Below are 22,414 nucleotides of genomic sequence, written 5' to 3' on the forward strand. Positions count from 1 at the left end.
TTATGGTTAATATATTGTTTTTATTTGATTATTTTCCTTGGTAAGATCGCAGTAAGAATAATCAATATCTTTGTAAGGACTACTCTCTTTAATTGTGTTTCGTTCCTAACCGTCATTACTGCAATCAATTTATCTCAACTCAGAATGACAATATTAACACATTCTATAATTAGGAAAGAACAGACCAATGTTACAAAAAGCAAATCAAAATGTGGATCAGATTTTCGAACTGAAAAAGACTTTCCGGGAAATATTTCCGGAAGAATCAAAGCTTCTTGAGAAGGCTAAATCAGACGAGCAAATCGAACAACTTCGCCAGAAGTTTTTTAATGAGCAAATCGCTAAACTAAAAGGTATTGTGGACGACGAAACACTTAAGACTCTTACTGAAACCGGTGGTGTGCCTATGATCCTTACACCTTCACAATATAAAGCGCTCAAAAATGCGCGAGGCGAAGCGATCAAAGTACAGCTTACGAGTATGGTTAATACTTTAGCCTATATCAAAAAGTTACAAGATCCCTCATCAGAAATGGTGGCCGGTGAATTGCTGGCAACCGGAGTCGGTGCAATCGCAACCGGAATTGCAGCTTTCAATGCAACCCTCAACGCTGGTGCCGCAGTGACAGCTGCGGCGCTTGCCGGTGTGGAAGTCCTTACTGTTGCCGGGATAGTTGGTATCATTGCCGCGGTTATTGTCGCTATCTTTATTCCTATCCTATTCTTCATGCTGAAACCTGCTGTATGTTTCACTTTTGTTATGAATGAGATAACGGACGGTGGTGGACAATTAACAATAAGCGGGGACAATAATCCATATTGTGTCCACGGTAAGGTTGATAGCGTTACACCTCAAATATCTAACGCTATACAGTTTGCTACGGACTTGTACCCCGTGGGCGGTTTTGTTGTAACAACAAAGAATGATAACGCGCTGGTGGGTACCCAAGCAGGCTTTGTTTATAACTACACAGACACATCGGGAGCTAGTCATGACTTTGCTTTTGGTACTGAATGTCCGCTGACAGGCATTTATGTTGACAATAACTGTTATTGCCAAGTGGGTGGGACTGCTCAAGGGGCGGCTGAGGCGACAGATGATCATAATCAGCAGTCCTACACAAATGCAGGGACTAATTACACATTGGAGATCAATTGTAATTCTGGCTCTGGCAGCCACGCCTATTATATTGCACGTGTAACACCAAATAGTGCTGGCTAATATTTGAACAACAAAGAAGGTCGGCCTGCTTGGCCGGCCTGTTATGGAAATCCGATGATGCTGTATCATGGAGTTAAAAGGCAGGGTATTGGCGTTGGGCTAGAGTAGTGTGACAGTATTGTTTAAGATGAACAATAAGTTGACATAACCTAACGTCGTTTCAACCACGATATAGATAAAACGCTGACGCAGATCGTTTTCGTAAAATGATTTTGTAATTAAGCACCTAAAATAGTTGTCATATAACCGACCACTTTCACATTAACTTCATTTACAGTCTGTAGAGAGAAAGGATTGATCAAAAGCAATAATCCTTGAGATGCGAAGTATCGGCGTTACAATGCAGTTTAGATACGCATGCTTTGTTAGTTGGGGAGTTAGCGAGCAGGGCTTTACATTTCCTATTTGGAGCAAAAAATGGTTTTAAAACCTACAATAGCGAACCTGTTTGCGCGTTCGCCGTTTAAGCCACTGCAGGAGCATATTGAGCTGGTCAGCCGTTGTGCAGCAGAGGTTGTGCCGCTTTTCGAAACATTGATTGCTGGTAATGACGCTGAGCACCAAGCTGTTATTGATAAGATATTTGCGCTTGAGAGTGAAGCCGACAAGATCAAGCATGATTTAAGAGAACACCTACCAAAAACACTTTTTATGCCGGTGGACCGCGGAGATATTCTGAAAATTCTAGACCTGCAGGACCAAATTGCTGATACAGCACAGGATATTGCTGGTTTGTTGCAAGTACGTAAGTTTGATGTGATTCCTTCATTCAGTGAGCCTCTTCTGGCTTTGGTACAACGCTGTATTGACGCATGTGTTTTATGCGAGAAAATTATTAATGAGCTGGACGAATTGATAGTTGTAGGCTTTAAGGGCCGTGAAAGCGAGATCGTTGGCAGCATGATAACAGAACTAAACAAGATTGAGTCAGATACGGATCAAATGGGTACAGACCTAACTCGCTTATTGTTTACTATGGAAGGCCAGATCAGCGACGTTTCACTAATTTTATGGTCGCGACTGATAAGAGATATTGGGGGGATGGCAGATTATGCGGAAATGGTTGGTAATCGCCTCCGCTTATTAATTGCCAGGTAAAAACAGAATAACATATTAGCTATACAGAGCTGGAAATAGAATGGATATTATTACGCAATACGGCACGATTTTTATAATCGTAGCTGTTGTTTTTGGCCTATACATGACATGGGGCATCGGAGCAAATGATGTTGCCAATGTGATGGGCACATCTGTGGGCTCAGGCGCCATAACAGTCGGGACGGCTATCGGAATTGCTGCGGTATTTGAGTTCGCTGGTGCGGCTTTGGCCGGTGGTCATGTTACACAAACAATACGAAAGGGGATCATTGATCCTTCGGCGATTGCGGGAACACCGGAAATTCTTATTTACGGTATGCTGGCAGCTTTGCTGGCTGCTGCAATATGGCTCATGGTTGCTTCCAATCGAGGTTGGCCTGTTTCCACGACTCATACTATAATTGGCGCCATTGTAGGCTTTGCTATTGCTGGGATTGGCATAGATGCCGTCAATTGGCCGAAGATTGGTGAGATTGTTCTCAGCTGGATTATATCGCCAGCTATCGGTGCTGTTATCGCATTCTTGCTTATGATTAGCATACGCTCTTTGATTTTAGACACGGATGACCCTTTCCGGCGTGCTAAACAATGGGGGCCTGTTTATATTTTTCTAGTTGGGTTTATCATTTCATTGGTGACTCTCTTTAAAGGCCTCAAGCATTTAGATTTGGAGCTTTCCATTGAACAAAGCTTCATGGCAGCTTCCGGATTTGGTTTGTTTACCGCATTTATCGGGTGGTTGATGATCAAACGCGTTAAAGTCGATGAACATGCCGATAAAGACTATCATTTCTCAAGCGTTGAAAAAGTGTTCATACCCATGATGATTTTCACCGCGTGTGGGATGGCATTCGCACATGGCTCCAATGATGTTGCCAATGGTGTAGGGCCAATTGCTGCGGTGGTTGGCATTGTAAATAGTGGTGGTGAGGTGCTTCAGTCATCTGGATTGCCGTTGTGGATACTGCTCTTGGGTGGTTTCGGGATTATTCTCGGCCTTGCTACATACGGTTATAAGGTTATGCGCACAATTGGCACCAAGATTACCGAGCTTACACCAACACGCGGTTTCTCGGCGACGATGGCTGCGGCGGCGACTGTTGTGCTAGCATCTCGCACAGGCATGCCTGTTTCCACTACGCATATTGCAGTTGGTGCAGTTGTTGGTGTTGGAATGGCGCGTGGTGTTGGTGCTATCGACCTTCGGGTTGTGTCAGGCATCGTAATGTCATGGGTTATTACATTACCTGTAGGCGGTGTGTTAGCTGCGTTGTTTTTCTACATTATACGAGGAATGTTCTCGTAAGAGTTTGGGCAATTTCAGACTTCAGGTTGTCCACTGATTAAATGCTGGTTCGTGAATTCTACAATGGGTTCACGAGCCAATTCATAGGCTTGTAATCCATTTTGTCGGCCAATCATGAAACCAAACCGGCTAACGCCAGAGCTGTAGAGTATGTGAAAATTCTTTATTCTAGTAAAGTTTTCCCATACACCTCCTTCCTCTGAGGGGCGGGTGTGTCCAACCAGAAATGGCGTCCCTTTTTTGACACGCAAAGCTTTCCTGAAGTTTTTAATATCGCCCTTTGTATATCCCATTGAAAACCCGGGGCGGATAACCCGATTATGCGTCACTTCATAGGCGTAACCTTTAAGTTTGGCAATATCTACCAATGTTTCGAATGACACGGTTCCTCTCGCTGGTGCTGCGTGCGTTGCAATGAAATCTTTTGATCTAACGATATAAGGTAAGCCTTGAAAAAACTGTTGTACTCGATCTCTATACTCGATGCCGCGTTGCTCTATCAATTGTTGTTCAAAGAGGACACCTTGCATTACATCAGCCTTGGAAACGTCAGCTGAGAATGATTCGTGATTGCCGCGTAACATAAAAAAGTTTTGCGGAAACCGACATTTCAATGTCATGATTAAATCAAGCATTAAAGTGGAACTTTCCATATTTTCCAGTTCATGATCCATGTCGCCGTGGACCATATCGCCAAGTAAGACCAAACACGATTGTCCACTCTCCATGCCTTGCAAACCTTCAGGGAGGGCAAGGATTTTCAGAAGGTTGTCTATTTGACCATGCAGGTCACCAACGATTACCGGCTTAACACCACTTGGCAGTTCAATAATCGCGCCCGGTTCACCCCATTGATTTAAAGGCCTGTATGCTTCATTTTTGAGAAGTTCATTAGTAGCATTAATTAAACTCAAAGCTTGATGTGGTGGCAGAATTTCAAAAGGGCCGCCAAAAATGGAATGCAAGCTTTCAAGAGCTGAGATACGTGTGTTGCGAAGCCTTTTAATGTCATAATCATCAGGTAAAGACTGAACAACTATCTTGGCCGTAGATTCGTTTCTATCAATATAAAGTACACCTTTTTTATTGATGAGTTTTATTGGCTCTTTATTTAGTATTTTGGGTAGAGCCAGAGTATGCATCGTTTTCGATTTTCCACCTAGCAGTACACTTGAATCGCTCTTCAAGTGCGTCATGCCACCTTCACCGTTAAGATATCTGTTCATGTCCAGGATGAGCCAGTCTTTCGGGTAGCTCTTTTCAGGATCACCGAGAGGCTGATCTTTAATAATGAGCAAGCGCTTGTTCCGAATAGTGAGATGAAACCTTTCTACAGCTGGTGGTAGTTTGTTTATACTTCCTAACGTTTGTGCATTAGGCGTGGGTGTTAATACGCTTATGTGGTCTCCGCGCAGCTTGCTAGCAATAGAACGTATCCATACGCCAGGAAGTGCGACAAGTGGGTCAGAATCTGCGAGTGCGATTACTGGCGTCGAGAATTGCTTAGGCGGAGAATTGTAGCCATCACGCACATGAACGGGCACTCCCTGAGTGTGCAGATGTTGTGCAATTTGGAGGTATGCTTTGCTTTGTGCCTTCACTATGTCGAGGTCAAGGTGCTTTTCAAAAGGGAATAAGCCGCTTTGCGCACGCTTTTGTCGCCAGAACAAGGCTTTTTCAGGCGGTGGAATAACAAATTCAAAAACAAATTTTTGCCGCAGGTTTTTAGCTGTGAAGCCAGCATGGTTTGGTGGAATTTGTACACGAGACCAATCCATTTCGAGCGAGCGGAAATTAGCCAACCAATCTTTGTCAAATACGGTTAAAGACTCTTTGCATTCAAATAATGGGACACCTATATGAACTTCTCTTGGACGAAATGTTAGTGTGCTGTCCAACCACCATTGTTTACTTAAATCCAGATATCCTTCAAGAGGCCAGCCGCGCAGACGCCTAATAAGTGTCGACTTTCCAGAGCCAGGAGGGCCTGTTACGAAAAGTTGACGATATTGAACACCACGCGGTAATAACACGCCGCGATAATCATAGACATCGTCACACTCTACAAGATCTCTGTAGAAACTCTTGAGCATTGCTCAATATCCTTTTCGTTAACAAAAAGGTAAGATAAAAGACTGTATCAGGCGACTACTATTATGGATGATTAGTATAATTTCTGCGATTTTCTATAAGTCTTTGCCTGTAACATTTTGACCGGACCTGAATTACCAATCAACCTGAAATCTCAGGCTTAAAGTATCCACACTATTTTCACCATCTTGGTTGTTCAGTGATACATTTAAAGCTTTGTCAATTTCATTGTGGCTATAATTGGCTGTAACGCGAGTATAACGATTCAAATACCAGTTTAAACCAATGAGATAGGTGTCTTGTTCGCCGCCGTATACACCATCGCTGGTAAGATCAATTCTGTCGAATTTAGCGGCTATTTGCCATGCCCCAATACCACCATCAGTTGCCGGGTTGATAATCTTTGGACGGCCCCAGATACCTTTCTTTATATCCAGTGGTTGGTGCTCACCAGTCAGAAAAAAGCCTGCTTCGAAGTAACCGCCATAAAACAGTGCATCTCTGCCGTCTGCGCCTGCATTATATGCGTCCGTAATACCAACTTCAGAGGCAGCATGAAATGATCCATATTGAACAGCAGATTCAAACCCGTAAAACAGATCTTCGGTGGCGACACGATCTGTTGCGATAAAGCTTGGGCTGAGGTGTAAATGCGCACGTTGGCGATAACGCAGAGGTGCTTCGTCTTTGGTGTTGCGGTACCTTGTAGACGCGCCAAGTAACCACTTGCCGTTTTCGAGCTCATCACCATATGTTGCGCGAGCTGCAAATACTTCGCTTTCATTTTCAGCATTAGAGTCTGCGTTACCTTTAAAGGCACCAAGTTCTATCATCCAATTGTCATTGCCGGTGATAAAGCCTATGCCAAAATGACGATCAAAATCGAATGCATCTGTGAAAGCTGCGCGTTCAGCAAATGTTATGTGCTTGAGAGATGTAATTTCTTCTAATGAATTGTTGGACTTGAAATGACCAAACCGGAATTTGCCAAACCCTGTTTTATATTCAATGTAAGCATCTTCAATAGACACTTCGTTTTCGGCAAAATCTGCGACCAAGCGGTAGCCTATATTTTTCCAGGCTTTACCTTCAACAGCAAGTCGGGCTGACCGAAACTCAGTCGCCCTGATGTCAGTAGAGTTATTTTCATCGGTGATACTGGCTACATCAGTGAGTATGCGTCCACGTACATTGAATTCAAATAGGCCATCTGGTGTGCCCAGGGCAAAACCAGGCTCAGCTTTTGTGATGATCGGTGTGTTTGCAACTGAAACAGTTTCTTTCGGTACAGCCTCTGAAATCGGTATTGGCATAGTCGTTTGGTTTTTTTCCAATTCTTCTATGCGTCTGGCGAGTGCCGCGATTTGTGCTTTCAATTCCTCAATAGACTGTGCTTTTGCTTGTGAAATCCCGGTTAGGAATAGTGCGGTAGCCGAAAGCAGTGAGACAGCAAGATTTGTGTTCATCTTCGAGGTCTTTCAAAAGGTTGTCTTTGTATTTACTTCGATCTCTAGTTATTGACTGACAGAGATGTTTTTTCTCAAAACCATACCAGTAGGCCATGCCTCTCCACAACGTTACCGCATGCTTTTATTCGCAACAGGATAGTTATTTGATAATGTATAATTAGCAAGTTTGTTACACTTTTATGACAAATGTCATATTTTTGAAATATTTATGTAACAAAATGTAGCCTATTGGAGGATAAAGCCTACTATATGCTTTTAAATGTTCAGGTATTTTGGGTTCGTGATAATCTGATCATGTGTGAAATAAAAAAGGATATGCGGCATGCGTTTGCGTCACATAGAGGTGTTTCATGCTGTTTACTCAAGTGCTTCAGTGAGCAATGCCGCAAAGCTTCTGAATGTATCCCAGCCTTCTATTAGTAAAGTACTAAAACATGCTGAAGACCAATTAGGTTACCGGTTATTTGAGCGGGTCAAGGGCAAGCTTATACCAACACAGGAAGCGCACCGGCTTTTTAAAGAAGTGACCAAAGTTTACACACACTTAGATAGCCTGCAGAAGCTCTCTGAAAACCTTGGCGCTAAACACGAAGGCGTTATTCGTATCGCGTCAACGCCTGCGCTGGGTTTAAATGTTATTCCGCAGGCTGTGGCGTCATTTATCGAGGCGAATGACGAAAGCCGTTTCGTACTTGAAACACTTCATCTTGATCAGATTATCACATCATTGCATGAGGGGAAGATTGATCTGGGTATCGTATTTGATCCTGCAAGCTACCCAAATGTTCAAGAATTTGTACTTGGTTCTGGCGAATTAGTATGTGTTGCACCCAGGAATAAAATTCTACCTGTGAACGATCGAATTTCACTTGCAGATTTAAACGACCTACAGTTCGTCAAGCTGCACGGGCGTGGTCCGCTTGGGCAACAACTCAACCGGCAAATTGATGCAAGTCGATTAGATTTTAATACGGTTGCAAGTGTGGAAACATACCACATGGCAAAGCAATTGGTTGCTATGGGGGCAGGGGTTGCCATCATTGATGAGATAACGGCCCGTTCTGATCCACAGTCGGACATACAAGTTTTACGCCTTGAATGGCCGACAAGGTTTCAGATCAAGGCGCTGGCACTGGAAAGCGAACCGTTATCTCTAGTGTGTCAGGATTTCGTTATTCATTTACAGCACACTATCGATCAATTTATGTCCGAAAAAATTACCTGATTTTCCTGTATTCGGCAGCTGTGTCACAAACAGCGTCAACCTATAACTTTTGGTTATGGGTTTGTTCATTAACAGAATTAGCCTACTTAAAACCTGTGGTTTATTGTGGGGGTAATAACCAATCACATTTGGCAAAGAACGCCATCATTTGAATCCTGGGGAGGAGTATCATGAAAAAACAACACAACCTGAGACGGTTGCTTTTATCAACTGTATGCACGTTTGTCAGCGCATCGGTTTATGCACAAGATACCGACACTGAGGCTGATGCAATTGAAGAAATTCAAGTTATTGGTTCACAAATCAAAGGCGCGCGTATCACTGGTGCATTACCAGTATCAGTATTAAACACTGAAGACATTAACCTAACCGGCGCAGTATCAGGTGATGAACTGTTTCGTTCCATTCCCCAAACAGGGTTTGTTGCCTTTAACGAAAACAATACTGGTGGTGGTGTCAATGGTGCTCGTGGTGATGTGAATTCGATCAACCTACGTGCACTCGGTACCGGTAATACACTAACCCTGTTAAATGGTCGGCGGATGGTATTACACCCAGGTTTCCAAACTGAAAACCTTGTGCCAGTTGTGTCGTCAAATACGAATACCATTCCTACCTTCGGTGTTAGCAGGGTAGAGGTGCTCCGCGATGGAGCCGCTGCGATTTATGGTGCAGATGCTGTTGCTGGTGTTGTTAATACTGTGCTGCGTGATGATTACGAGGGAATCACCATTGGTGGTCGATATGGCTTTGCTGACAATACGGGCAGGCAGGACTTGACTATCAATGCTAATGCTGGCTTTGAGCTTAATGGCGGAGCAACACATATTACGTTGTTTGGTAATTATTATAATCGCAATAGAACTGCTGCTACAGAGCGAGATTTTTCTGCATCCTCAGATCGTCGACAATTTTTGGAAGGAACGGATTTTGAAGGCGATAGTCAGTTCCGCAACACTTCCATTAGTTCACCGTTTGGTAGGTTCCGCGCAGGTATTCGCATTGATGAAATAGGTGATGATGATTTCCACGTGCAGCCAGCTTCAGGTGATTTTGCTGCTAGCTGCCTTGTTGATCGTGGTGATGGTGTTTGTTTTGATAATGGTACGACACTTGAAGATCCATTGCGTTACGATTTTGATGTACGCAGAAACCTACACTCACCGAGAGATCGCTTTAACTTTTTTGGGATGTTAACGCACGAATTGGAAAACGGTACCGAATTCTATGCCGAAGCAGGGTACTACAGAAGCGAATTTGAGTCTCAGGGATCACACGGTTCTGTTCTGTCATCTCAGCGTTTCTTCATTCCAGCTACTGCTTTTTATAATCCATTTGGTGCGACAACGTTGCCAGACGGATCACCCAATCCCAACAGGATTGCTGGTCTGACCAACGTGCCTGATGAAGGTGTAGACATTCAGGTGCGTAACTTACGCCCTGTGGATGCTGGTTTGCGTATTACTAACGTGACAGACGATAGCTATCGTTTCCTTGCCGGCTTCCGAGGGAGTTGGGGTGATTGGGATTATGATACTGCAGTATTGTATTCCGAGGCTGAAACTTCTGACGTAACGAGTAATCGCCTTTCGCTGACGTTGTTCCAGCAGGCAATTGCACGTACAGATGCTAGCGCATATAATCCGTTTGCGGGGGGAAGCTTAACTGACCTGGCAGGCTCAACGGCTCCTGCGAATAGTGAAGCCACTCTCGACTCGTTCCGAATTGACGTAAGGCGCGACAATAAATCAACGTTATTCCTGACGGATTTCAAGCTTTCAAATAGCTCTATTTGGTCTTTGCCTGCCGGTGATGTTGGCTTTGCTACAGGTATTGAAGCACGCCGCGAAGGTTTCTTTGATGACCGTGACGACCGCCTTGATGGCACAACAACATTCACCGACAGTGTTACAGGTCAATTTGTAACAACAAGTGATGTGCTGGGGTCAAGTCCGACACCTGATACTTCCGGCAGCCGCTGGGTACTTTCAGGTTTTGCCGAACTTGCTGTACCAGTTGTTAGTCCAGATATGGAAATCCCGCTTGTTCAAAGCTTTGATCTTCAAATTGCAGGACGCTATGAAGATTTCGAGATATCAGGTTCCACATTTAAGCCAAAAGTTGCGGCGTCATGGGTCGTTACTGACGGTTTGATGATCCGTGGTGCATGGTCAGAAGGCTTCCGTGCGCCAAATCTTGTGCAAATCTTTGATACCGGTATTCGCCGCGTTAACACACGCGATGATCTGGTGATTTGTCAGGCACGTGTTGAAGCCGGTGATTTGGAAGACCTTGGCGCTTGCCCTGGTGAGGGTGTTGAAAGCGTTCGCTCTGGTACTGAAGCTCTCGATAATGAAGATACAACGCAGTACAATATTGGTGTAGTTCTGGAACCAGGTTTTCTCCCTGGTCTAACGTTAACCGCTGATTATTGGCGTGTGGAACAAAGTGGTATTGTTGGTATTTTTGGAGATCAGAACCAAATCGCTCTTGATCTTCTGCTGAGAACACAAGGTAGTTCTAACCCTAACGTTGTTCGCGGTGCTGTTGATGCTGACCTTGAAGCAATTTTTGCAGCAAGTAGTCTTTCTCCAGCAGGTGAAATCATTGAGGTGCGCGATCCATACACCAATTTGGATGATCGAACTGTTGAAGGCTTTGATTTTGCTGCCGTATATCGCTTTGACACGGATAATGCTGGTCAGTTTACGTTCAAATTCAATGCGGCAAACCTGCAAACATTCACACAAACACCAGGTGTTCTTGGGCAGCAACTACTGGATGCTGTCAATTCAGGTAGTCTTCCAGACTCTGTTGAGGTAGCCGGTATTGGTGACTTGATTGAGCAAAATGGCCGCCCTGAATGGCGTTTCACATCTAGCATCAATTGGCGCAAAGACAATTGGGGTGCTGGCCTGTTTGGACGTTATGTTGGAGCATTCAATGATACCAGTGCGGACGCGACAATAAACGGAGAGCGTGTTCTATTCCGTGTGGATGATTGGTTCACCATGAACGCTAACGTTAGCTACAGCGTTGATGACGGTATTCTTGAAGGTACAAGGTTCCGGGTTGGGATTAACAACCTGTTTGATCAGGATCCACCACTTGCGGATGAAAGCTTTGGCTTCTATGGATCAATTCATTCTGCAACTGGACGTTTCTTCTTCATCGATGTTCGCAAGACGTTCTAATCGTGAGTTGGGGGCTTTGGCCCCCATTTCTCTAAACGGAGGAGTTTAGGCAATGCACGTTGCCATATTGGGGGCTGGAGTTATAGGTGTAACAACTGCATTTGCACTTGCAAAAAGAGGATGCAAAGTCACGATTTTTGATCAGGCAAATTCAGTTGCTGCTGGTGCAAGTTATGCTAATGGTGCGCAACTGTCGTATAGTTTTGTTGATCCTATGGCATCGCCTGCGATGCTTAAGAAATTACCGTCTATTCTGTTAGGCAAAGACCCTAATAGCAAACAGGAACTATCCCTCGCGCCTGACCATTTGAAATGGGGCGCGCATTTTGTTGGGAACTGTATCGAGCCCAAGGTTAATACAAACCTCAAGCAAGCTATCACACTTTCGCTGGAGTCCCGAGACGCATTACGTGAATTGCTGGACCAACACAATATATCTTTTCGCTATAAACGAGCAGGCAAGCTGGTTGTCACCAGAAGTGTAACTGGCCTTAAAAATATGCAACGAGCAGCGCGAGTTAAGTCGGCACGTGGCATAGAAATGCGCGTGCTAACCGCAGATGAGTGTTGGGAACTCGAACCCACAATAAAGCAACACTTTGGTGATATAGTTGGCGGCGTTTATGCTCCTGATGATCATGTAGGTGACGCTCGGCGTTTTACAACAGCTTTGTCACATATATGTACCGAAGAATACGGCGTTGCGGTCAAGTTGAAGCAAACAGTGCGCGGATTGGCTTCCGTGGGAAATCAGGTTGTTGGTATACAAACTGACAAAGGAGTTTTTGCTGCCGACAGTGTTGTTGTCTGCCTTGGAGCAGGGTCGGCATCTTTTCTTAAAAATTACGGTATTCCCGTACTTATTGAGCCAATTAAAGGCTATAGCTTTACAATCCCTGCAAGTGATCAGGCACCTTCAATCAGCTTAACGGATGCTGATAACAAGTTGGTTTTCGCGCGGCTACAAAGTGAAGTGCGTATTGCTGGATTAGCCGATTATGACGGCGATGACATGAGTTTACGAGAGCACCGACTTAATGCATTAAAGGATACCGCCAGGCGCCTGTTTCCTGCGATTGGAGATTATCATCATTCTGGTACAGGGTGGGTTGGTGCGCGTCCAATGACACCTGATGGCCTGCCCATCATAGGGAGGACCAAAATACAAAACCTGTTTTTGAATACAGGGCACGGTATGCTGGGCTGGACTTTTGCATGTGGTAGTGCGGAACGCATAGCCAAAATGATGACAAATAATGGCACCGAATATTTAAACGATCAAAGGGCAGCACAATGAAGGTATTTACAATTAAGAACATGTTTGTAGCTTTTCTTTCGTTGTTTGTTGTCGTTGTTCCGTCATCATTTGCTAATGCAGATCAACCGAAACAAATTTGCAAATTTGATGCATTGGTTATCAGTGCTGATTTCTCCGGTGGCAGGGTAAATGGTTGTAAGCAAATTGCTGCTTCACATTACAGAGTGTTTATTACGCCAGAAGATGAGCCACCAATTAACCCAAGTCCTTGGTATGCATTTAAATTGGTGCCATCAGAAGCTGGTGAGGTCAGCATTGAGATAAAATATACGCATGGTAAGCATCGCTATTGGCCGAAAGTTTCCAGTGACCAGGAAAATTGGAGCAGATTATCTCGCAATGCAGTTGATGTGCTTGAAGACGGTAGTGTCAAACTTTCTATCGCTCTTGAAAATCAGCCAGTTTATGTTGCAGGACAAGAAGTGCTCACCGCGGCATTTCACAAAAATTGGGCGCGAGAACTGACTGCAAGCCATGACTTGCTTTTTGAACAAATTGGTCAATCCAAACAGAAGCGTTCAATTTTTAAAGTTGAGACCAAAGGCGGTGCAGCACAAAAAGATTATATATTCGTTGTTGGGCGACAGCATCCTCCGGAAGTAACTGGTGCATTGGCATTGCTTCCTTTTGTTGATGAAGTTTTTGGTGGTTCTGATCTTTCGAAACAGTTCCTCGAAATGTTCGGTGTGATTGTTGTACCAATGCTTAACCCTGACGGTGTTGAAAACGGGCACTGGCGTCACAACACAGGTTCTAAAGATTTAAACAGAGACTGGGGTCCGTTTACGCAACCAGAAACTCAGTTAATGAGGGAAGAACTCAATCGTTTCAACGCGGATGAAAAATTGTGGCTGTTTTTAGATTTTCATTCAACGGGACGTAATGTTCTTTATACGCAAGGTAATGAAGAAATAACAGCGCCAGCCGATTTTGCAGTCACATGGTCGAAGCGTGCAAGAGAACGCTTGCCAAATTATGAATTTGAGCAAGCAGAGCGACCGGTAACAGAACTGCCAACTTCAAAAAATTATGTCTATTCGACGTTTGGTGCACCTGCAATCACTTATGAAGTTGGGGATGAAACTGATCGTGAAGCTATCGAAAACGCCGCCCGAGTTTTTGCTCAGGAAATGATGCATATTCTGCTTGAAGCAAAGGCGAAAACCAAGACAAAGGATTGATTTAATGCGCCAAATTACCCTGAGGGTATTGAGTATATGTATCTGTTTCGTTGTTAGTGCGTGTTCAGAGCAGCCCTATGACTATCTTATTCGTGGTGGCCTTGTTGTTGATGGTACCGGGAGTGCTGGCAGAATTGCAGATGTTGGTATTGTTGGCGATAAAATTGTCTTTGTTGGCGATGCAGGCAATCACGTCAGTCAGCATATTATTGATGCCAGCGGGATGGTTGTGTCTCCAGGTTTCATTGACCCACACACCCATGCGTATGGGGAACGGCCAGACGAGGGTGTTGACTATCTTAGAAGTTATATAACGCAAGGTACGACAACCGTCTTTTCAGGTAATGATGGTGGTGGGCCGGTTGATAGTGAAAAAGCATACCAGAGAATGACTGAGGCTGGACTTGGTGCAAATTTTGGCCTGTTTGTTGGTCATGGTCAAGTTAGACGTGCTGTTGTTGGTTTGGATAACCGTAAAGCAACCAGCGAAGAACTGGAACAAATGAAAGAGCTGGTTGAAAAAGCGATGAAGGCAGGTGCTCTTGGTTTGTCTAGTGGCCTGTTTTACGCGCCGGGCAGCTTTGCAGATACACAGGAAGTCATCGAGTTAGCGAAAATTGCTGTAAAATACGGCGGTGTGTATGAGAGCCACCTAAGGGATGAAAGCAATTATTCCATCGGTGTTGTTGGTGCTGTTCGTGAAGCAATCGAAATTGGAAGAGAAGCCAGAATACCTGTCCATATTGCACATATCAAAGCACTTGGCGTTGATGTGTGGGGACAGAGTGAAGAGATTATTGAGATCATTGAAGCTGCTCATGCTGAAGGCATTCGTGTTACGGCAGACCAATACCCCTGGCTTGCATCAGGCACAAGAGTTAGTAACGCGCTTATCCCGCGTGCAGCTATGGCTGGCGGTGTAGATGCGTTGCACGCCCGTTTGCGTGACGAAAATGGACTAAGTGAATTAAAACAAGCCATGGCTGAAAACCTAAGGCGTCGTGGTGGAGCTGAGTCAATTTTGTTAACAAGTGGCAGCGATGAATGGCGAGGCTTAAATCTTGGTCAATACGCAGCAAAATTAGACAAGGCACCAATAGATACTGCTGTGGAGATAGTTCTAGCAGGCGATGCGAAGATTGCATCCTTCAATATGAATGAAAATGATGTTCAAAATTTCATGCGACAAAAATGGGTGATGACAAGTTCAGACGGGGGTGATGGCCACCCTAGAAAGTTTGCTAGTTTTCCGCAGAAATATCGCCAGTATGTGGTTGATCATAAAACATTGTCGTTGGAAGAGTTTATTTATCGGTCTTCAGCTTTAACGGCTGAAACCTTTGGTATTAAGGATCGCGGAGTGTTGCGTGAAGGGATGAAAGCGGATGTTTTGATTTTTGACACTGCAACCTATGGACCCGTTGCGACATACGAAAAGCCAGATCAAATATCCAAAGGTGTGGTTTACCTTTGGATTAATGGGCAAATGGTAATTGAAAAAACAGTCGTTCAACCTTCGATGCCAGGTCAGGTAATTAAGCTGGTACAATAAGTTTTCATTAGTGATAATCACTATTTTTAAATTCACATTACCTGAACAGATTATCTTTGTAGTGAACCAGTTACCCCTATTTTCGTATACAGAGTATGAAAATATACAGGGTGAGTTCTGATCAATGAACAACATTGCAGTTATCGGCGCGTCTGGCGCTATTGGCGGCGCATTGATAAGACAACTTGCCTTCAATCATCCAGAGTCTGAAATACGGGCATTTTCCCGCTCACCAACGCAATTTGATCTGCCTAATGTTCATTCATCTCATATAGACTTGCTTGATGAAATGTCGATTGAAATGGCTGCGGGTTCCGTTGAAAATGCTTTAAGCCTCATTATAATTGCTAGCGGCATCTTGCATGATGATCAGGTGAGCCCTGAAAAATCGATGCGGGAACTTTCAGTGCAAAAGTTCGAACAACTTTTCGCAGTCAACACTATAGGGCCATCTTTAGCCATCAAACACTTTGCACCAAAACTAGACCGAAAAGAACCTTCTGCTTTGGCAGTTCTCTCAGCAAGGGTCGGTAGTATCAGCGATAATCAACTTGGTGGCTGGTATGCTTACAGAGCATCTAAAGCAGCTTTGAACATGGTTATTAAAACAGCGAGTATTGAGCTGGCACGCCGTAATAAGTCTGCTGCAATTGTTGGCTTGCACCCCGGCACTGTTGATAGCAAGTTATCGGAGCCGTTTCAGTCTAACGTACCTGACGGTAAACTATTCTCGCCTGATCACTCTGCCGATATGATGCTAAAAGTACTTGTTGATCTAAAAGCTGCTGACACAGGCTTTGTATTTGATTTTAACGGTAAACGCATTCCTTTTTAGGTAATATTAATGAAGAAAAAGCTATCAATAATGTGGTTTCGCCAAGATTTACGTTTGGCTGATAATCCTGCGCTGTGTAAAGCCGTCAAATCAGGTCATGTTTTACCGATATATATTCTTGACGATGTAAGCGCAGGTAACTGGCAAATGGGTGGAGCAAACAGGGTTTGGTTGCACCATAGCCTCCTTGCTTTATATAAATCTCTGGACGGCATGTTGTCGCTATATCATGGCAACGCAGCCGATGTATTCGAAAGTTTATTGTCTCGTTTTGATGTCGTGAATGTTTTCTGGAACCGCTGTTATGAACCATGGCGTGTTAGCCGCGATGGTATGATTAAAAGTATGCTTCAAGATCGGGGTGTTTCAGCCAAAAGCCTTTGTGGTTCATTATTGTGGGAGCCATGGGAAGTTGCTAAAGCTGACGGTACGCCGTACCGCGTGTTTAGCCCGTTTTATTACAAAGGGTGCCATGCAGCGAGCCCGCCTCGTGAACCATTACCTGTTCCATCCTCGATTTCGGCAGCTGTTGACGACTTGTCGTTACCGCTTGAAAAACTACAGCTTTTACCATCACACCCTCGCTGGGATGAAGCTATGATGGCTCATTGGGAGCCGGGTGAAGCAGGTGCTTATGAATGTTTGGAAATTTTCTTGGCAAATGGCCTTTCTGGATACAAAGAAGGCCGTAACGTTCCGTCAAAAGCCAATGTTTCACGTCTTTCTCCTTATCTTCAAACTGGCGAGATATCTCCAAACACTGTTTGGTATCGTGCTCGATCTGTTGCTGAAGGCAAGGACCTTGATCATTTTTGTTCGGAATTGGGCTGGCGCGAGTTCGCCTATCATTTATTGTATCATTTTCCCAACTTGCCAGAGGAAAACTTTCAGGCAAAATTTGATACATTTCCGTGGGGCGAAAATAATGATGCTTTAAGTGCTTGGCAAAGAGGCATGACAGGCATTCCGATTGTTGACGCAGGCATGCGAGAATTGTGGCAAACCGGATATATGCATAATCGCGTACGCATGATTGTTGCTTCGTTTTTGATTAAAAACCTTTTGATAGATTGGCGAAAAGGGGAGGTGTGGTTTTGGGATACACTTGTTGACGCTGATCTTGCAAATAATAGTGCGAGTTGGCAGTGGGTTGCTGGTTCTGGAGCAGACGCTGCACCTTATTTCCGTATTTTCAACCCTGTCAGTCAAGGTTTAAAGTTTGATCCAAAAGGAGTTTATATCAGGAAATATGTCCCTGAATTGCAAGATATGCCTGATAAGTATTTATTTGCACCATGGGAAGCACCTGCTGATGTGTTGGAAAATGCAGGGGTAGGTTTGGGAACAGATTATCCCAAACCTATTGTTGATTTGAAAACATCTCGAGTACGTGCCCTTGATGCTTTTAAAAGCCTGAAAAACCTTACTTAATTACTAATTTAGCGTCATTCACAATTATGCATGGCTGCAATTTTAGCCATTTCTGCAGAGTAACGCTCGTCAACTGGGATAAAGTTGCCGCTTGCTTCGTCGTATGCGGTAACGCCGCCGGATTTAATATCATAAACCCAGCCATGCAGTTGCACATCACCAATAGCTAACCGCATCGCGACAGTTGGGTGAGTTTTCAGGTGCTGTAGTTGCAGCATTACATTTTGCTCCAACAGCATTTTCATCTGCTCTTCTTCTGATAGGTCTGCGCCCATTCGCTTGACGATATCTACAGCTGCTTTTGAATAGCCCAACCATTCTTTAATATGAGGTAATGCGTTGAGGTCTTCGGGGTTGCCAATTGCGCCCTTCATTGCGCCGCACTCTGTATGGCCGCAAACGACGATATGCGGCACATTCAATGCAGCGGTCGCAAATTCAATAGATGCAGTCATCGCACCAGTGTTGTTGGTGTGCGGTGGTACAATGTTTCCCGCATTACGGCAGATGAACAGCTGCCCAGGTTCTGTTTGTGTAATCATCGCTGTTTCAATGCGCGAGTCAGAACACGTTATGAATAGTGCTTCTGGCGACTGGCCTGTGCTTAGTTTCTCAAAAAACTCTTTCTTTTCGGGAAAAACTTCTTTTTGAAATTTAACTACCCCTGCTGCAAAGTGTGGCATGATATGATTCTCCTGCTCAATATCAGATTAATTCTTGTATAGGCTTAAGTTTTATCTTTATCGAAAGATACAAAACCAGCACATTACTATTCAGAGTTATAACACCTTAATTTCTCAATGTATGTTACGCTTTATAAACATAGCGTGATAGTTATAAGCTATTTAAAGCAGTCACCTGTCATTGGTGTGGAGTATTTCAATAGTAATAATATATGTGATACTATATCATTACATAAAATAAAACAGCTCAATGAGGAAGCAATGAAACATATTACCGTGACCTTGACGCAGATGTTGACTTTAATGGCGTGCCTGGCCGGATTAAACCGCGGTTTATCTGCCCAGGAGTCTGAAGCAGTAAAAAGCGAAGCCGAAACATTTACCATCGAGACAATTACAGAAAACCTTGATGTTCCTTGGGCAATGACTTTTCTTTCAGAAAATACTGCATTGGTAACTGAGCGTGAAGCAGGTAGTCTTTACAAACTTGATGTGACTTCAGGTCAACGTGACGTCATTCAGGGCCTACCTGATATTTTAAGGGACCGACCGATCAGCTCCGGTATTTTTGATGTGAGAGCTCATCCAAACTTCAGTGAAAATGGCTGGATATACATGGCTTATGGAGTTGGAACTGTTGAAGGAAACGGACTAGCAGTTGATCGTTTTAAGTTAGCCAATAATACTATTCAAAGTCGTGAGCGATTGTTTGAAGCAACGCCAATGATAGCTGGAAAGTGGCACTTTGGTGGACGTTTAGTGCTTGCCGATGGTTATTTGTACATCTCTACAGGCGATGGATATGATCACTCTGCATTGGCTCAGGATCTATCGGCGCATGCCGGTAAAATACTGCGGTTGCATGAAGATGGGCGTGTTCCTGATGATAATCCTTTTATAAATCAGCAAGAAGCTTTGCCTGAAATATGGGCATACGGTGTGCGCAACCCTCAAGGTATGGCATTGGAGCCGGAAACTGGTGTTGTATGGTGGAATGAACACGGCCCCCAAGGCGGCGACGAAATCAACCGAGCAAGTAAAGGCACAAATTATGGTTGGCCGATAATCACTTACGGCGAAGAATATGGTGGTGGCCCGATAGGTGACGGCATCACGCACAAGGACGGTATGGAGCAGCCAACATATTACTGGGTTCCCTCAATCGCGCCAAGCGGTATGACATTTTATAATGGATCCGTATTCCCAAAATGGCAGGGCAACGCATTTGTCGGTGCTTTGGCATTAACACATATTAATCGTTTGGTGATCGAAGATGGCCGTGTTTTGCATGAAGAGCGGCTTTTAGCGGATAAAGGTTGGCGCGTACGTTTTGTAGAGCAGGGACCAGACGGTTATATCTATTTTGGTGTTGATGATGGCATGATTATGCGCTTGGTGCCGTCACAGTAACGGTTTGTAATCTATACTATTTTCTAGTCCTGATTCACTGGCGTTGCAGTGAAAGTCCTTAAGTCATATGGTCGCTGTGAAACCAGCATTTGGCTAACGATTGATGCAAAATCGCAATTAGTCGTTAGCGGAACCATAATTGTTAAGGAGCAATAAGATGACCAAAGCATATGACCCGAAGGATGATGGAGCAGAAATGTCATTTGATGGGCGTATGTCTTATGGTGACTATTTGCAGCTGCACAAAGTGCTGGACGCACAAAGCCCACTTTCTGAAGCGCACGACGAATATCTCTTCATAATACAACACCAAACATCTGAATTGTGGATGCGATTAGCATTGCACGAAATGAGTGCTGCCAAAGAAGCAATCCAAAAAGATGATTTGCCGACTTGTTTTAAGATGTTGACGCGCGTTGCACGTATATTTGAACAATTGAACTCTGCCTGGGATGTGCTGCGCACAATGACACCTAGCGAGTATACCCAGTTCCGGAACGCGCTTGGTCAGTCTTCCGGCTTTCAATCATATCAATATAGAGCAATCGAGTATCTTGCGGGTAACAAGAACGAGGCAATGTTACAGCCTCATGTACATGTTGAAGGCGTGCATAGTTATTTGAGTAAAATATTATCAAAAACAAGTATTTATGATGAAGTCTTAAAGTTATTATCTCGGCGTGGGTTTGATGTTTCCGTATCAAGTCTAGACAGGGATTGGACACAAGCTTATGTGGCGGACGACAGTGTAATAAATACCTGGAAGACAATATACGAAAGCCCGAATGAGTACTGGGATCTATACGAACTGGCTGAAAAACTAATTGATTTTGAGGATTATTTCCGGCGTTGGCGTTTCAATCATGTCACTACCGTTGAACGTATTATGGGCTTTAAGCGCGGTACTGGTGGCACTTCGGGTGTTGGTTATTTACAGAAAATGCTTGCCGTTGTTTTATTCCCGGAACTTTGGGATGTTAGGACATTATTGTAAAATAAATTACCGAAATTCACACCCTGTTTAACTTTTACGAGTATTATTTGAGGTGACATAGAAATATACGGCTATTCATATAGAGATGCTTTTGGGGGCTTTTATGAGTATTATTAAACACATACCGTGCGGGCTGAGTGTGATTGTCTTAACGACATTTTCTTCTATGCAAGCCAGTGCACAAGGGGGCAGCAAAGTTGACTTTCAGCTTGATGCTATTGTCGATGTGCGCGGAATATTAACCGATGACGAAGTCGGTATTTTTGATAATGGGTTCGGTAAAGTAAGGTTTGGCGGCGACCCTGATGGGAGTGGTAGCCGGCAACGTATTCGTTTTGGCGAAGTCGCTCTTGTTGGCAGGCTTGGGTTTGGCGACGGTTTCACGGCGGTTGCGCACATTCAGCATAACCCTGATGAGCGGGCGCCGCTTGACATTGTGGAAGCTTATTTACGTTACAAGCCTGTTCAGTTGCGCGCCGTTCAATATGGTGTGCGTGTTGGCGCATTTTTCCCGCCGGTCAGTTTCGAAAATGAGGCTCTCGCATGGGGAAATAAATACACCATAACCAATTCTGCTGCGAACACATGGATTGCTGAAGAAGTTAGGCCCATTGGTGCTGAATTTACCGCTGATTATCGCGGTGAGGTGCTGCGTGCTGGTATTCAGGCAACAATATTCTGGGGTAATGACCGTGTTGGAGATGCACTTGGTTTTCGTGGATTTACCCTTAACGATAGCAAGATCGGTTTGTTTGGAGATTTGCCTGTCGCTTCAGTAGAGGGGCTCCGATTAAATACTGAAAATCAGCCTTTTGTTGAAACTGATGGAAGACCCGGGTTTGCTTTGGGCGCTAATGTACGCCAACCGGGCCTCGGTGAGCTGCGTATATATGCATATGATAACAGGGCCGATTCTACTCAGGTAGGCTCTGAAGGCAGACTTTGGAGAGCGCGTTTTGTTAACATCAGCGCAAAGCCAGAGCTGGAAAACAACTGGACCTTGATAGGACAGTTTCAATTTGGTACGACCAGAGTGCAGCCTACAGATGATGATACTCGATTTTTTGGTACAAATTTTTCAACGGGATCTGTATTGCTTGCGAAACAACTGGGAAGTGTCCAGCTAGCAACGCGTATTGAGTATTTTGATCAAAATGACCCTTCTACAATAGGGTCATTCCCGCTTGGTGAAAATGGATGGGCTTCAACAAATAGTGTCCGTTTCAGAGCTGGGAAAAACCATGTTATTACCGCAGAATATTTGCACGTCAGTTCTGACCGTGCAGGCGGGCCGCAAAATACACCAATCAGTCTAAATGAAAACCTATTTCAGCTTAGTTATCAATTCCGGTTTTAAATTCGATTACCTCTAGTCAGAGCTGTGCTATTGCGTTACGGCATTTGA

16 protein-coding genes are annotated in these 22,414 nt (G+C 44.2%); 13 read left to right on the plus strand and 3 right to left on the minus strand.

From position 1 onward, the window contains the following. The first annotated feature begins 187 nt into the window (after positions 1 to 187). The 3 genes from OEU88_RS15905 to OEU88_RS15915 all read left to right on the plus strand — a co-directional run bounded on the left by OEU88_RS15905 (position 188) and on the right by OEU88_RS15915 (position 3,626). A complete protein-coding gene (locus tag OEU88_RS15905; RefSeq protein ID WP_262696197.1) occupies positions 188 to 1,222 on the plus strand; it encodes a hypothetical protein in 1,035 nt (344 codons plus the stop codon). A gap of 417 nt (positions 1,223 to 1,639) precedes the next feature. After that, positions 1,640 to 2,320, plus strand: a complete 681-nt coding sequence (locus tag OEU88_RS15910) for a TIGR00153 family protein (protein WP_262696198.1) — start codon at positions 1,640 to 1,642, stop codon at positions 2,318 to 2,320. Positions 2,321 to 2,360: 40 nt separating this feature from the next. Next, positions 2,361 to 3,626, plus strand: a complete 1,266-nt coding sequence (locus tag OEU88_RS15915) for an inorganic phosphate transporter (protein ID WP_262696199.1) — start codon at positions 2,361 to 2,363, stop codon at positions 3,624 to 3,626. A gap of 14 nt (positions 3,627 to 3,640) precedes the next feature. Here the strand turns inward: OEU88_RS15915 and OEU88_RS15920 are convergent, their stop codons facing one another. Then, positions 3,641 to 5,524 carry a metallophosphoesterase gene (locus tag OEU88_RS15920; RefSeq protein ID WP_262696200.1) on the minus strand — a complete coding sequence of 628 codons (1,884 nt, stop codon included), beginning with the start codon at positions 5,522 to 5,524 and terminating at the stop codon, positions 3,641 to 3,643. A gap of 327 nt (positions 5,525 to 5,851) precedes the next feature. After that, the gene (locus OEU88_RS15925; protein WP_262696201.1) at positions 5,852 to 7,183 is read right to left on the minus strand and encodes an OprO/OprP family phosphate-selective porin; all 1,332 of its coding nucleotides are present in this window, start codon (positions 7,181 to 7,183) and stop codon (positions 5,852 to 5,854) included. A 325-nt stretch (positions 7,184 to 7,508) separates the two neighbouring features. Between OEU88_RS15925 and OEU88_RS15930 the strand changes: the two genes are divergently transcribed. The 7 genes from OEU88_RS15930 (at position 7,509) to OEU88_RS15960 (ending at position 17,922) form a co-directional block, all read left to right on the plus strand. Continuing rightward, complete coding sequence (locus OEU88_RS15930) at positions 7,509 to 8,411, plus strand: LysR family transcriptional regulator (protein ID WP_262696203.1); 903 nt, start codon at positions 7,509 to 7,511, stop codon at positions 8,409 to 8,411. A gap of 170 nt (positions 8,412 to 8,581) precedes the next feature. After that, positions 8,582 to 11,605 (plus strand): TonB-dependent receptor domain-containing protein, encoded by a 3,024-nt coding sequence (locus tag OEU88_RS15935; RefSeq protein WP_262696204.1) that lies wholly within the window; start codon positions 8,582 to 8,584, stop codon positions 11,603 to 11,605. Positions 11,606 to 11,657: 52 nt separating this feature from the next. Further along, a complete protein-coding gene (locus tag OEU88_RS15940; protein ID WP_262696205.1) occupies positions 11,658 to 12,902 on the plus strand; it encodes a D-amino acid dehydrogenase in 1,245 nt (414 codons plus the stop codon). Then, entirely contained in the window at positions 12,899 to 14,104 is a 1,206-nt protein-coding gene (locus OEU88_RS15945; protein ID WP_262696206.1) for a M14 family metallopeptidase, read from the plus strand. Before OEU88_RS15940 ends, OEU88_RS15945 begins: the two co-directional genes overlap by 4 nt. A gap of 4 nt (positions 14,105 to 14,108) precedes the next feature. Further along, on the plus strand, positions 14,109 to 15,656 hold the full coding sequence (locus OEU88_RS15950; RefSeq protein ID WP_262696207.1) for an N-acyl-D-amino-acid deacylase family protein: 1,548 nt from the start codon (positions 14,109 to 14,111) through the stop codon (positions 15,654 to 15,656). Positions 15,657 to 15,780: 124 nt separating this feature from the next. Next, entirely contained in the window at positions 15,781 to 16,491 is a 711-nt protein-coding gene (locus OEU88_RS15955; RefSeq protein WP_262696208.1) for an SDR family NAD(P)-dependent oxidoreductase, read from the plus strand. A gap of 9 nt (positions 16,492 to 16,500) precedes the next feature. Beyond that, positions 16,501 to 17,922, plus strand: coding sequence for a cryptochrome/photolyase family protein (locus OEU88_RS15960; protein ID WP_262696209.1), 1,422 nt, complete (start codon positions 16,501 to 16,503; stop codon positions 17,920 to 17,922). Between the two features lie 14 nt (positions 17,923 to 17,936). Here OEU88_RS15960 and OEU88_RS15965 read toward each other — a convergent pair whose 3' ends face one another. Next, positions 17,937 to 18,605, minus strand: coding sequence for a carbonic anhydrase (locus tag OEU88_RS15965; RefSeq protein ID WP_262696210.1), 669 nt, complete (start codon positions 18,603 to 18,605; stop codon positions 17,937 to 17,939). Positions 18,606 to 18,866: 261 nt separating this feature from the next. Between OEU88_RS15965 and OEU88_RS15970 the strand changes: the two genes are divergently transcribed. The 3 genes from OEU88_RS15970 (at position 18,867) to OEU88_RS15980 (ending at position 22,366) form a co-directional block, all read left to right on the plus strand. Then, positions 18,867 to 20,015: a PQQ-dependent sugar dehydrogenase gene (locus tag OEU88_RS15970; RefSeq protein WP_262696211.1), complete on the plus strand. Its 1,149-nt coding sequence runs from the start codon at positions 18,867 to 18,869 to the stop codon at positions 20,013 to 20,015. A gap of 157 nt (positions 20,016 to 20,172) precedes the next feature. Beyond that, positions 20,173 to 21,009 (plus strand): tryptophan 2,3-dioxygenase, encoded by an 837-nt coding sequence (gene kynA, locus OEU88_RS15975; protein ID WP_262696212.1) that lies wholly within the window; start codon positions 20,173 to 20,175, stop codon positions 21,007 to 21,009. A gap of 103 nt (positions 21,010 to 21,112) precedes the next feature. After that, positions 21,113 to 22,366 carry a porin gene (locus OEU88_RS15980; protein ID WP_262696213.1) on the plus strand — a complete coding sequence of 418 codons (1,254 nt, stop codon included), beginning with the start codon at positions 21,113 to 21,115 and terminating at the stop codon, positions 22,364 to 22,366. The last annotated feature ends 48 nt before the right edge of the window (positions 22,367 to 22,414 follow it).

This window comes from Kordiimonas aquimaris, assembly GCF_025574485.1.
Classification (GTDB): domain Bacteria; phylum Pseudomonadota; class Alphaproteobacteria; order Sphingomonadales; family Kordiimonadaceae; genus Kordiimonas; species Kordiimonas aquimaris.

Coding starts and splice junctions, on each gene's coding strand:
- OEU88_RS15960 (WP_262696209.1), top strand. CDS start 16,501: ATGAAGAAAAAGCTATCAATAATGTGGTTTCGCCAAGATTTACGTTTG.
- kynA (WP_262696212.1), top strand. CDS start 20,173: ATGACCAAAGCATATGACCCGAAGGATGATGGAGCAGAAATGTCATTT.
- OEU88_RS15980 (WP_262696213.1), top strand. CDS start 21,113: ATGAGTATTATTAAACACATACCGTGCGGGCTGAGTGTGATTGTCTTA.
- OEU88_RS15930 (WP_262696203.1), top strand. CDS start 7,509: ATGCGTTTGCGTCACATAGAGGTGTTTCATGCTGTTTACTCAAGTGCT.
- OEU88_RS15940 (WP_262696205.1), top strand. CDS start 11,658: ATGCACGTTGCCATATTGGGGGCTGGAGTTATAGGTGTAACAACTGCA.
- OEU88_RS15915 (WP_262696199.1), top strand. CDS start 2,361: ATGGATATTATTACGCAATACGGCACGATTTTTATAATCGTAGCTGTT.
- OEU88_RS15970 (WP_262696211.1), top strand. CDS start 18,867: ATGAAACATATTACCGTGACCTTGACGCAGATGTTGACTTTAATGGCG.
- OEU88_RS15905 (WP_262696197.1), top strand. CDS start 188: ATGTTACAAAAAGCAAATCAAAATGTGGATCAGATTTTCGAACTGAAA.
- OEU88_RS15955 (WP_262696208.1), top strand. CDS start 15,781: ATGAACAACATTGCAGTTATCGGCGCGTCTGGCGCTATTGGCGGCGCA.
- OEU88_RS15925 (WP_262696201.1), bottom strand. CDS start 7,183: ATGAACACAAATCTTGCTGTCTCACTGCTTTCGGCTACCGCACTATTC.
- OEU88_RS15910 (WP_262696198.1), top strand. CDS start 1,640: ATGGTTTTAAAACCTACAATAGCGAACCTGTTTGCGCGTTCGCCGTTT.
- OEU88_RS15965 (WP_262696210.1), bottom strand. CDS start 18,605: ATGCCACACTTTGCAGCAGGGGTAGTTAAATTTCAAAAAGAAGTTTTT.
- OEU88_RS15950 (WP_262696207.1), top strand. CDS start 14,109: ATGCGCCAAATTACCCTGAGGGTATTGAGTATATGTATCTGTTTCGTT.
- OEU88_RS15945 (WP_262696206.1), top strand. CDS start 12,899: ATGAAGGTATTTACAATTAAGAACATGTTTGTAGCTTTTCTTTCGTTG.
- OEU88_RS15935 (WP_262696204.1), top strand. CDS start 8,582: ATGAAAAAACAACACAACCTGAGACGGTTGCTTTTATCAACTGTATGC.